11 protein-coding genes are annotated in these 11,821 nt (G+C 63.9%); 4 read left to right on the top strand and 7 right to left on the bottom strand.

Translation table 11 applies throughout. The annotated features are described in order from the left end of the window. Positions 1–158 precede the first annotated feature (158 nt). Positions 159–497 carry a P-II family nitrogen regulator gene (gene glnK, locus B0E48_RS00840; RefSeq protein ID WP_077516822.1) on the bottom strand — a complete coding sequence of 113 codons (339 nt, stop codon included), beginning with the start codon at positions 495–497 and terminating at the stop codon, positions 159–161. A 183-nt stretch (positions 498–680) separates the two neighbouring features. On the opposite strand from glnK, the gene B0E48_RS00845 reads away from it, so the two are divergent. The 3 genes from B0E48_RS00845 to B0E48_RS00855 all read left to right on the top strand — a co-directional run bounded on the left by B0E48_RS00845 (position 681) and on the right by B0E48_RS00855 (position 4,543). After that, a complete protein-coding gene (locus tag B0E48_RS00845) occupies positions 681–938 on the top strand; it encodes an accessory factor UbiK family protein (protein WP_077442975.1) in 258 nt (85 codons plus the stop codon). A gap of 151 nt (positions 939–1,089) precedes the next feature. Continuing rightward, positions 1,090–2,589, top strand: a complete 1,500-nt coding sequence (locus B0E48_RS00850) for a YifB family Mg chelatase-like AAA ATPase (RefSeq protein WP_077515561.1) — start codon at positions 1,090–1,092, stop codon at positions 2,587–2,589. Between the two features lie 160 nt (positions 2,590–2,749). Next, a complete protein-coding gene (locus B0E48_RS00855) occupies positions 2,750–4,543 on the top strand; it encodes a sodium:proton antiporter (RefSeq protein ID WP_077515562.1) in 1,794 nt (597 codons plus the stop codon). Between the two features lie 85 nt (positions 4,544–4,628). Here B0E48_RS00855 and aceA read toward each other — a convergent pair whose 3' ends face one another. Next, positions 4,629–5,930, bottom strand: a complete 1,302-nt coding sequence (gene aceA, locus B0E48_RS00860) for an isocitrate lyase (RefSeq protein ID WP_077515563.1) — start codon at positions 5,928–5,930, stop codon at positions 4,629–4,631. Between the two features lie 70 nt (positions 5,931–6,000). Next, positions 6,001–7,629 carry a malate synthase A gene (aceB, locus tag B0E48_RS00865; protein ID WP_077515564.1) on the bottom strand — a complete coding sequence of 543 codons (1,629 nt, stop codon included), beginning with the start codon at positions 7,627–7,629 and terminating at the stop codon, positions 6,001–6,003. Positions 7,630–7,752: 123 nt separating this feature from the next. Here aceB and B0E48_RS00870 point away from each other — a divergent pair, with 123 nt between their 5' ends. After that, positions 7,753–8,793: a LysR family transcriptional regulator gene (locus B0E48_RS00870; RefSeq protein ID WP_077515565.1), complete on the top strand. Its 1,041-nt coding sequence runs from the start codon at positions 7,753–7,755 to the stop codon at positions 8,791–8,793. A gap of 60 nt (positions 8,794–8,853) precedes the next feature. Here the strand turns inward: B0E48_RS00870 and B0E48_RS17955 are convergent, their stop codons facing one another. The 4 genes from B0E48_RS17955 to B0E48_RS00895 all read right to left on the bottom strand — a co-directional run bounded on the left by B0E48_RS17955 (position 8,854) and on the right by B0E48_RS00895 (position 11,800). Beyond that, positions 8,854–9,597 carry an energy transducer TonB gene (locus tag B0E48_RS17955; RefSeq protein ID WP_077515566.1) on the bottom strand — a complete coding sequence of 248 codons (744 nt, stop codon included), beginning with the start codon at positions 9,595–9,597 and terminating at the stop codon, positions 8,854–8,856. A gap of 434 nt (positions 9,598–10,031) precedes the next feature. After that, positions 10,032–10,628 (bottom strand): lysophospholipid acyltransferase family protein, encoded by a 597-nt coding sequence (locus B0E48_RS00885; protein WP_077515567.1) that lies wholly within the window; start codon positions 10,626–10,628, stop codon positions 10,032–10,034. Then, entirely contained in the window at positions 10,625–11,047 is a 423-nt protein-coding gene (gene arfB / locus B0E48_RS00890) for an alternative ribosome rescue aminoacyl-tRNA hydrolase ArfB (protein ID WP_077515568.1), read from the bottom strand. The genes B0E48_RS00885 and arfB overlap by 4 nt, the downstream gene beginning before the upstream one ends. Positions 11,048–11,056: 9 nt before the next feature. Beyond that, a complete protein-coding gene (locus tag B0E48_RS00895; protein WP_077515569.1) occupies positions 11,057–11,800 on the bottom strand; it encodes a pseudouridine synthase in 744 nt (247 codons plus the stop codon). Between the last annotated feature and the right edge of the window lie 21 nt (positions 11,801–11,821).

The raw sequence follows: 11,821 nt of genomic DNA on the forward strand, positions 1-11,821 counted from the left end.
TGCGCCGGGCAGGGTCAACCCAACAAGTTGTGCACAAGTCGGGGGATAAGCCGTGCGCAGCAAGGCGCGGCGCGGGCTGTCACGGGATTACATTTTTCATGGCTTGAGGTTACTGCGGGGCCGGAACCATCCGGCGCGTCAGGGTGCGCTGGCAGGGATCAGAGCGCGTCGTGATCCAGCTCACCGGTGCGGATGCGGATCACCTGTTCCAGCGTGCTGACGAAGATCTTGCCGTCGCCGATCTTGCCGGTGCGGGCGGAGTGCTGGATCGCTTCCAGCACGCGATCGAGCTGATCATCGGCGATCGCCACTTCCAGCTTGATCTTGGGCAGGAAATCGACCACGTATTCGGCGCCGCGATACAGCTCGGTGTGGCCTTTCTGGCGGCCGAAGCCTTTCACCTCGGTCACGGTCACGCCCTGCACGCCGACCTCGGCCAGCGCCTCGCGCACATCGTCCAGTTTGAATGGCTTGATGACCGCCACGACCAGCTTCATGGGCTTTTCCTTGAATCGATACAGATCGACACGATAAAGCGGCATTCTGCCTGCCCGACGCAGGCTTGTCGCCTGAGTGCTGGCTGTGTAGGACAATCCCTACAGTTTTTGACGGAGCGTACCGATGGCGACCTCGATTTCCATTCATCTACTATTTATCTCGACGAGCTTGAGGCGCTATCCATGATGGATAGGCAGGATATCGATCAGATTGCCCTGCGACTTGTGTCGTTGGTACCGCCAGGGTTGGCACAGGCGCAACAGGATTTGCGAGCCAACTTCCAGGACGTTTTGGCGCAGGGACTGCGCCGCCTCGACCTGGTCACCCGCGAAGAATTCGAAGTCCAGACACAGGTGCTGGCGCGTACCCGCGCCAAGGTCGACGAATTGGAGCGACGCGTAGCCGAACTCGAGGCTGCCGTAGCTGCCCGCGGGGGCTAGCAACAACCACCTCCCGGGAGCCGCCCCCGATCCGTCACCTCACCCCGAGAGCGATCGGGGGCGGTTATTTATCCAGTACTTGCGGATGGAGTCGCATGATGTCCGTGCATATCAGCGACCCATTCCCCGTGCGACATCGGCCGGCGGCCGCATGAGCCTTGCCGTCACCCTCAGCCGTGCGCAGGAAGGCATTGCCGCACCGCAGGTGATGGTCGAGGTGCATCTTTCCGGTGGCTTGCCCGCCACCAATATCGTCGGCCTGCCCGAGGCTGCAGTGCGCGAGGCGCGTGATCGCGTGCGTGTAGCGATCCAGAACACCGCCTTCGAATATCCCAACCGCCGCGTCACCGTGAATCTGGCGCCGGCCGAGTTGCCCAAGGACGGTGGCCGTTTCGACCTGTCGATTGCGCTGGGCATCCTCGCGGCCAGCGGCCAGGTGCCGCGCGAAAAACTGGATGACTGCGAATTTCTGGGCGAGCTGGCGTTAACCGGCACGCTGCGCAGCGTTTCCGGGGTGCTGCCGGCGTTGCTGCGCGCGCGTGCGCGCGGCCGGCGTGTGGTGGTGCCGCGTGAGAATGCCGCCGAGGCGGCGCTGGTGCCGGATGTGGATGTGCGGGTGGCCGATACGCTGGCCGAGGTATGTGGCTGGCTGCGTGGGGCGCAGGAGCTGTCCGCGCCGATCGGCATACCCAGCGATGGCGGTGCGGATAGCGGCCCGGATCTGCGTGATGTGCGTGGTCAGCTGCAGGCGCGACGCGCGCTGGAGATCACCGCTGTCGGCGGCCATCACTTGTTGTTGGTGGGGCCACCGGGTACCGGCAAGACCATGCTGGCCGAACGGCTGCCCGGCATTCTGCCGCCGTTGTCCGAGTCGGAGGCGCTGGAAACCTGCTCCGTGCTGTCGGTGGCGGGGCGGGATACCGACCTCGCGCAGTGGCGCCGCCGGCCGTTCCGGGCGCCGCATCACACCGCATCAGCGGTAGCGCTGGTTGGTGGCGGCTCGTATCCGCGGCCAGGCGAGATCTCGCTGGCGCACAACGGCGTACTGTTTCTGGACGAATTGCCGGAGTTCAGCCGACACGTGCTGGAAGTGCTGCGCGAACCGATGGAGTCCGGCCACATCGTGATCTCGCGGGCCGCGCGGCAATCGACATTCCCGGCGCAGTTTCAGCTGGTTGCGGCGATGAATCCGTGCCCGTGCGGCTATGTGGGTGATCCGCGTCAGCGCTGCCACTGCACGCCCGACCAGATCCAGCGCTATCGCTCGCGCATTTCCGGGCCACTGCTTGACCGCATCGATCTTTGCGTGGAAGTGCCGCCGGTACCTCTCGCCGACCTCGGTGCACCGCGCAGCGAGCGCGACGAAGATTCCGCCACCGTGCGCGCGCGCGTGCTCAAGGCGCGTCGGCAATCGTTGATGCGGGCGGGCCGGCCGAACGCGGAAATCAGCACGCGCGAGCTGGAGCGTGATTGCGCGCTGGGTGCGGCCGAACGGCGCTGGTTCGAGAAGGCGCTGGAACAGTTGGGCTTGTCCGCGCGTGCCTATCACCGCGTGTTGCGGGTTGCGCGCACGATCGCCGATCTCGATGGTGGTGCGGCCTTGCTGGAACGCGAGCATCTGGCCGAAGCGCTGCAATACCGGAGGCTGTGAAGCAGGAGTGAGTGGAGAGGAGTGAGAAGTGAGAGAAAGCAAAATCATGGCGCGCCCCGGCTTTTCTCTCACTTCTCATTCCTCTTCCCTCGCTTCTCGCTCTAGACGCGCGTGGTGGCGCATGCTCCGATAGCGGCCTGACGTTCGCCCAGGGATTGCGATGACTATCGAGCTCGGCCTGATGCTCGCCGGCATGCTGATGATCGGTTTCCTGTCGCAGTGGTTGGCGTGGCGGGTGAAGCTGCCGGCGATCCTGTTCCTGCTGTTGGCCGGCATCCTGCTGGGGCCGGTCAGTGGCGTGCTCGATCCCGACAAATTGCTGGGCGGCTTGCTGTTCCCGATCGTGTCGCTGGCGGTGGCGCTGATCCTGTTCGAAGGCAGCCTCACTTTGCGCTTCCACGAGTTACCAGGCATCGGCCACGTGGTGCGCGGGCTGGTCAGTTACGGCGCGGTGACCGCGTTGCTGCTGCTGGCAATGGCGGCGCACCTCGTGGCCGGGCTCAGCTGGTCGATCGCCCTGCTGTTCGGTGCGCTGGCCTGCGTCACCGGGCCGACGGTGATCGCGCCGATGTTGCGCACACTGCGACCGAATGCACGCGTCGCCAACACCTTGCGCTGGGAAGGCATCGTGATCGACCCACTCGGTGCGTTGTTCGCGGTGCTGATCTTCGAGGCGATCGTGTCGCGGCAGGAAGGCCACACCATCGGCATCTTCATCGCCACGATCAGTTGCGGCACGGTGATCGGCGCACTGAGTGCATGGCTGACAGGATCCCTGCTGCGCCGACAGATGATTCCCGAATATCTACAGAACTACGCGGTGCTGGCGGCCGTGCTGTTCTCCTTCAGCGTTTCCAATGTGATTACGCATGAATCGGGATTGCTGGCGGTGACCATCATGGGCATCGCGCTGGGCAATATGCGCGGCGTACATATCGATGACATCCTCGACTTCAAGGAAAGCCTGACCACCGTGCTGGTGTCGGTGTTGTTCATCCTGCTGGCGGCGCGGCTGCACTGGCCGCTGCCCGACGGCATGCTGAGTGCGGGTATCGCGCTGTTCGTGATTGCCCAGCTGGTGGTGCGCCCGCTGACGGTGTTGCTGTCGAGTATGGGGAGTGCGCTGACCTGGCGCGAGCGCGCCCTGATCGGCTGGGTAGCTCCACGTGGCATCGTGGCGGCGTCGGTATCGGCACTGTTTGCACTGCGCCTGGATGCGCTGGGCGTGGCGGGTGCTGGCGCACTGGTGCCGTTGGTCTTCATCCTGATCATCGGCACCGTGGTGTTGCAGAGCGCGACCGCACGGCCGCTGGCGAAGTGGCTGAAGGTGGCCGAGCCGGAGCCGCGCGGCCTGCTGATCTTCGGTTCTGACGAGGTGGCCCGAGCGATCGGCATGGCGCTGAGCGAGGCGGGTTTTCGTGTGATGTTGGCCGATGATGACTGGGAAGGCATCCGTCGGGCGCGGATGGAAGGACTGCCCACATTTTTCGGCAATCCCGCCTCACCGCATGCCGAGCGCCATCTGGATCTCACCGGCATCGGCCGGCTGCTGGCGGTGTCCACCCATCGCGAGCGCAATTCTCTGGCCTGCGTGCACTACCGCCAGGAATTTGGGCGCGACAAGGTCTACCGGCTGCGCAACTTGACCCCGCAGGAAAGCACCGATCGCGCGGCATTGTCTGGCAGCCTGCTGGCGCCGCCGCTGTTCGACGAGGAAATGACACACGGCCGTTTTGCTGAAATGCTCGGACAGGGCTGGCGCATCAAGTTGACCCGTCTCAGCACCACCTTCGACTGGCCGCACTTCATCGAGCAATACGGCTCGAATACCGTGCTGATGTTCGGCGTGGAGGAGAAGGGTGCGTTGCGGGTGGCCTCGACCAAGCGCGAGTTGGAGCCGAAGCCGGGCTGGACGGTAATTGCGCTGGTGCCCGAGAACAGGAGTGAGATATGAGGAGTGAGAAGTGAGAGAAAGCAGGTGCAGAGCACGCCGCCAGCTCTCTCTCACTTCTCACTCCTCTTCACTCACTTCTTGCGCTCTATGCGGCCGCGTGGCGCGGCGCGAACTGTGCTTCCTCGGTCGAGCCGGTCAGCGCGGTGGTCGAGGACTGGCCTTGCTGGATCGCCTGGGTCACCTGATCGAAGTAACCGGTGCCGACTTCGCGCTGATGCTTCACCGCGGTGAAGCCGCGTTCGGCGGCGGCGAATTCCTTTTCCTGCAGTTCGACGAAGGCGCTCATCTGGCGGCGTGCGTAGCCGTGCGCCAGATCGAACATGCCGTAGTTGAGGCTGTGGAAGCCCGCCAGGGTGATGAACTGGAACTTGTAGCCCATCGCCCCCAGTTCCTTCTGGAACTTCGCGATGGTGGCGTCGTCCAGATTTTTCTTCCAGTTGAAGCTGGGCGAGCAGTTATAGGCCAGCATCTTGCACGGGAATTTCGCGTGGATGGCTTCAGCGAACCGGCGTGCATCTTCCAGGTTCGGCTTGCTGGTCTCGCACCAGATCAGGTCGGCGTACGGCGCATAGGCAAGGCCGCGGCTGATCGCCTGGTCCAGGCCCGGGCGCACACGGTAGAAGCCCTCGACGGTGCGCTCGCCGGTGACGAAGGCCTTGTCGTTCTCGTCGATGTCGGAGGTAAGCAGGTCGGCGGCATCGGCATCGGTGCGCGCCACCAGCAAGGTCGGCACGCCGGCGACGTCGGCAGCAAGGCGCGCGGCGTTCAACTTGTCGACCGCCTCGCGGGTCGGCACCAGCACCTTGCCACCCATGTGGCCGCACTTCTTCACCGAGGCCAGCTGATCCTCGAAATGCACGCCGGCGGCACCCGCCTCGATCATCGCCTTCATCAGCTCGAACGCGTTCAGCACCCCGCCGAAACCAGCCTCGGCGTCGGCAACGATCGGCACCAGCCAGTCCATATCGTCCTTGCCCTCGGCGTGATGTAGCTGGTCGGCGCGCAGCAAGGTGTTGTTGATGCGCTTGACAACCAGTGGCACCGAGTTCGCCGGATACAGCGACTGGTCCGGATACATCTCGCCGGCGACATTGGCGTCGGCCGCGACCTGCCAGCCGCTGAGGTAGATCGCCTGCAGGCCGGCTTTGACCTGCTGCATCGCCTGGTTGCCGGTGAGCGCACCGAGCGCGTTGACGAAATCTTCCTTGTGCAGCGACTTCCACAGCCGTTCGGCGCCACGGCGTGCCAGCGAATGCTCGATGGCAACGGTGCCGCGCAGACGCACCACGTCCTCGGCAGTGTAGTTGCGCTGGATGCCGGCCCAGCGGGTGTTGTTGTTCCAGTCCAGGGTGATCTGTTCGGCAGTGGGCAGCGTGGTGCTTTTCATGGCGTGGCTCCGTGGAATCGAATATTTTTTGCAGGCAATGTAGGAGCGGCTTCAGCCGCGATGCTTTAGCTCAGCCGAGCTGGTCGTAGGCGGCCAGGGTCAGGAAGCTGCCGAGCTGGTCGGCATGGGTCAGTGCGGAAAGCAGGGCCGCGGCGGCATCGACGCGATGGGCGCCGGGTACATCGCTGTCGCGCAGGCGATGGGCATGGGCGGCGAGCGCGTGATCGAACAAGGCGAAGTCGATCGGTGCGTGGTCGGCAAACTCCAGCGCGCCTCCGGCCGGCGTCCCGTCGGCCGGAACGTCGGCATGATGCAGCCACTGCCACAGCTGCGCGCGGGCGATCTCGGCAGTGGCGGCGTCTTCCATCAGATGATGGATCGGCACGCAGCCGAGGCCGCCCAGCCATGCCGCGGTGTAGCGCAGGCAGACTTCGACGTTGTTGTCGAAACCGGCGCGGCTGATGGTGCCGTTTGGCGCGGCAAGCAACTGCTCGCGGCTCACTTGCACATCCGTGCGCAGCACGTCGAGCTGGTTCGGTGCGGGCATGTACTGGTCGAAGATTTGCTGCGCCACCGGCACCAGTGCCGGATGCGCGACCCAGGTGCCATCGTGACCGGCTTTCACTTCGCGCAGCTTGTCGGTGCGCACCTTGGTCAACGCGGCTTCGTTCGCGGCGTCATCGCCCTTGATCGGAATCTGCGCCGCCATGCCGCCCATCGCGAACGCGCCGCGTCGGTGGCAGGTCTGGATCAGCAATTCCGAGTACGCCTTCAGGAACGGCACGGTCATCAGCACCTGGCCGCGTTCTGGCAGCAGGCGGTCGCGATGATCTCTCAGAGTCTTCAAGTAGGAGAAGATGTAATCCCAGCGACCGCAATTGAGGCCGACGATGCGGCCACGCAGCGCGTGCAGGATCTCGTGCATCTGGAATGCTGCCGGCAGCGTCTCGATCAGCACCGTGGCCCTCATGCAACCGGTCGGCAGGTTCAGCTCACCCTCGGCCAGCGCCATCACCTCGTCCCATAGCGCGGCCTCTTCCATCGCCTCCAGCTTGGGCAGGTAGAAGTACGGGCCGCGGTCGCGCGCCTGCAATGCACGGCCGTTGTGGAATACGAACAGGCCGAAATCGACCAGTGCGCCGGCCATCGGCTCGCCGTCCACGCTGAGGTGCTTGTCGACCAGGTGCCAGCCGCGTGGACGCACCACCAGCACGGCAGGATTGTCATTGACGTGGTAGTGCTTGCCTTCGGGCGTGGTGAGTTCGATCGTGCCGTTCACCGCGTCGCGCAGGTTGAGCTGGCCGTCGAGCTGGTTGGCGAAGGTCGGTGCCGAGGAATCCTCGAAGTCGGCCATGAACACCTTCGCGCCGGAATTCAGCGCGTTGATGATCATCTTGCGTTCGACCGGGCCGGTGATCTCGACGCGGCGATCCTGCAGCGCCGCCGGGATCGGTGCCACGCGCCAGTCCGACTCGCGGATCGCGGCGGTGTCGGCACGGAAGTCCGGCAGTGCGCCAGCGTCGTAACTGGCCTGACGGACGCGGCGGGCCTGCAGCAGGCGCTGCCGCGTGGACTCGAACTGACCATGCAGCTGCGCCAGGAAAGCCAGGGCGGCGGGCGTCAGGATGCTCTCGTAACCGCTGTGGTCGGCATGGATTTCAACCATGCCTGTGTCGAGTCGTTCCCTGGGTACTGCCATGACTTCGCTCCGTTCTCTGGGTGGCTCGAAGCTAGGTCATCAATCATCTATTTGACAAAGTGAATGTTTCAATCATTTATATGAGCATTGACAATGATCAATTTAAGGTATTGAAATGGTGGAATGAAATCGCCCGCCGTCTCGCTGAACAAGGCCAAAAAAAGCCGCCGCAGTGCAACAAAAAAGCCTGCCGACAGTGAGTCGACGCATGAGGTCGGCGGTCGTTTCTACTACAAGGGCAACCGGCACAAGCAGCTGCGTGCCTTCGTCAGCGTGGTGAAACTGGGCACGCTGACCCGTGCCGCCGAGGCGCTGTACCTGTCGCAACCCACGATCAGCCTGCTGCTGCAGGCGTTGGAACGGGAGCTGGGCGTCAGCCTGGTCGAACGCCGGCGTCGCCGCATCAACCTCACCGATGCCGGCGAAGCGCTGTACGAGCTGGCGCGACCGCTGGTCGAGGGCTGGGAAACGCTGGATCGCGATTTCCAGAGCCGGGTGCAGGGGCTGCAGGGCGGCCGGCTGACCATCGCGGCCGGCACCTCAACCATCCAATACCTGCTGCCCGAGCTGGTGCGCCGTTTTCGTGAGCGCTTTCCCGGCGTGCAGCTGCAACTGGCGAATGTCACCGGCAAGGACGGCATGGCGCTGCTGCGCGCCGACGATGCTGATTTCGCGGTGGGCTCGATGCTGGATGTGCCGAATGACATCGCCTGGGCGCCGGTGCATCACTACGACCCGATGCTGATCATGCCGCTGGATCATCCGCTGGCAGCGAAGGAGAAGGTCACGCTGGAGGATCTGTCGCCGTACGGGCTGATCCTGCCGCCGCAGCGCCTGTCCACCTACCGGCTGGTCGACCTGGTGTTCCAGCAGCGCCAGGTGCCGTACCACGTCGCTATCGAGGTGGGCGGATGGGACGTGATCAAGGAATACGTTGCGATGGGCATGGGCATCTCGATCGTCACCGGCATCTGCATCACCGAGGCCGATCACGGCCGCCTCGCCGTGCGCAACATGAAGCAATACTTCCCGCAGCGCAGCTACGGCGTGGTGATGCGCAAGGGCAAGTTCCTCAGCGCGGAGGCGCGCGCCTTCATCGACCTGATCCGTCCGGGCCTGTTGACTCATCGTGACTACGACGAGTCGGGGCATTCCGCGCGGTGAACTGCCGTCAGCCGATACCTGAAGTCACGACGCTGCGCGCGCTGTGTCAGTCCGCAGTCTTCACGGTTGTGTCGATATAAGTTTCAGCGGACTGTCGAGCGCGACAGGAATGTCGGCAAAACTGCTTGTTTCGGACTTGGTGTCATCGACGGCGCCGTGGGGTGCATCCATGGCGTGATCGAGATGTCTGACGTTGCACGTCTTGTCGCCAAGGCAAAAGGTCACAGGTGTCCGTATGTGGGTAGTGACTGGCCGGCCGTCGACCAGCTCCGGCAGGTATCGGTCTTTCTTGAAGGCGTCAGTCACCGCGCGATAGAACAGTTCGCCTTTTGCGGCATGGGTGGTCTTGGCATTGACGATATGCACATCAGACAGTGCACCGTTGGCATCGACGCTGGCGTCGACGGTCACTACCGCTTCAATGTCCTGGCGAACCATTTCGCTGGGATAGGCCGGCATTTGCATGAAAGTACGACCTGGCCCATGCGACAGGTAGTGCAGGCGCAACTGTTCGCTGCCGTTGACCTCGCGCCCCTCCGCGGCTAGCGATGCGTAAGTGCGCGACGGAGCCACCTTGCCATCCACCGTGGCAGGTACAAACTTCCAGTTGCGGGTGGATTGCGCTGCCAGGGTTTGCAACGCAGGCACGGTGTTGTTGCCGACTAGCTGCGTGTGGGTGACATGACCTTGCGCGTCGACATCCAGCGCAGCGGTAATGGGCTGACCCAGCGGCTTCCAGGCTTGTTCGGCGATTGACGGTGCTGCGAAGAGGACTGCGAGTACAACCAGTACTGCAAACTTCATGACTTTCCCCTTGACCAGAGCTGACGTTGACTGTTAGTTCGCGCCGCGATGCTTGCCACTGTGCGACCAGAATAGCGCTCAGGTACGCTCCATGTCGTGCCTTGCCGCTGCTGTGGGCGGTACCCGGCAGCATGCGCAGCCCGAGCCAAACCAGATACGCAGCGCCGAGGTATTTCAGCGCCGCGAATACTGGCGCCGAAGTCATTGGCAGCGCCGACAGGCCCAACACCGCAGCCAGCGTGTGCACCACGCCGGATACGTTGGTGCACAGCGCGGCACGGCATGACCTTCGCGGCCACTGCGCGCGAAGATATAGCGCGCAGATATAGAACGTGTCCGCCCCGGCGTGAGGTTGAGCGCGATGTCTGTGAGCAGGAAGGCGTCGTAGTGCTGGATGCGAGCATGGAGAGGCTCTCGGGATGTATAGGGTGGGGTCAAACGTTGCGGTGCTTGCCCTTGAACGGCGCGTAGAACGCACGCAGGCGGCCGATGTCCGCGTCCATGTCGTTGCTGGTCTTGAACAATGGGCCGATGCCGATGGTCTTGTCGGGATAGTTGAAGTAGGCCATCACGATCGGTACGCCGGCATCATGGGCGATATGCCAGAAGCCGCTCTTCCAGCGCGCCACGGCCTTGCGCGTACCTTCCGGCGCAATGCCCAGCCACAACGCATCGTGCTGGCGGAACTGGTCGATCATCTGTTCGACGACACCTTTCGCGGCGCCGCGATCAATAGGCATGCCGCCCAGTCGACGCAGCAAACTGCCAAGTGGCCCGCGAAACAATTCCTGCTTGCCCATGAAATGCACGTCGGCGCCGATGCCTACCTTCAAGAGCAGGCCCCACACGCCGTCCCACCACGACGAATGGGGCGCGGCGATCAACACCGCCTTGGGCACGTCGGGAAATTCGCCGACCAGGCTCCAGCCGCATAGTCGCAATACGGCACGGCAGCTCCTGCGGTGCCATCCGTCGCGCAGGTGCGGCATGCGCGGTGGCAGTTGCACCGGTGTCGGAAGATGGCCCTTCATTCGAAATCCGGTTTGCCCGAACGGGCCTGCTTGATCTTGCCGCGCTGCTGCTTGCCGACCAGCCGGCGCTCTTTCGAGGCGCGCGTAGGTTTGGTGGCGACGCGTTTCTTCGGCGGCACCAAGACGCCGCGGATGATCTCGACCAGTCGATCACGTACGTCGTCGCGGTTGCGTGCCTGATCACGGAATCGACGACCCTGGATCACCAGCACGCTTTCGCTGGTCATGCGACGGTCCCGCCGCGCCAGCAGACGGGTGCGGATTTCTTCCGGCAGCGACGGCGAGTTGATCACGTCGAAGCGCAGCTCTACCGCGCTCTCGGTGCGATTCACATGCTGGCCGCCGGGACCGTCGGCGCGCAGGAAGCGCTCGAACAGTTCGGACTCGGGCAGGGTGATGCTGGGGCTGACGATCAACATGCAGGCAGTTTAGCCGGCGTCCGGGTGGCTGGTGGAAGCGAGCGTGCTTTCATCGAACGGTGGTCGCGGCCAGTCGAAGCGCTCGAGCAGCGCAGCGTACTCGCGATCCAGTGGTGCCTCGATCAGCATCGGCGCGCCGCTGAGTGGATGCGCGAAACGCAGCCGCCACGCATGCAGCAGCATGCGGTGACAACCGAAGTGCTGCTTGTATAGCCGGTTGTGGTCGCCGCGGCCGTGCTGGCAGTCGCCGATAACCGGGTGATGGATATGCGCGAGATGCTTGCGGATCTGCCGGAAGCGACCGCTTTCCGGCTCGGCCAGCACCAGCGCGTAACGCTGCTGCGAATAGCGGCCCAGCTCGATCGGCACCTCGATCGTGGCCAGTCGCTGGTACTGCGTGCGTGCCTCGCGGCGAGGGCCGGTCTCGCGCGAACCGGGCAGCGGATAGTCGATCACGTCTTCCAGCGGATCGGGCCATCCGCGCACCACCACCAGATACTGCTTGTGTACCGAGCGGCCCATGAATTGTTCGCCGAGCGCGGCGGCGACGTCCTTGCTGCGCGCGATCAGCAGTACACCGCTGGTGGCGCGGTCGAGTCGGTGTGCCAGATACACGCTGTCGCCGATCTGTTCGCGCAACTGGTCGATCAGGAATTCCTCGGCGTTGCCGACCATCTTCGAGCGATGCACGGCGAGGTTCGCCGGCTTGTTCACCGCGATCAGCGCGTCGTCCTGGTAGAGAATCTCAAGCATGTGGATAGTCGGTGGACTGAT

This window comes from Rhodanobacter sp. C03 (assembly GCF_002001175.1).
Lineage (GTDB): Bacteria > Pseudomonadota > Gammaproteobacteria > Xanthomonadales > Rhodanobacteraceae > Rhodanobacter.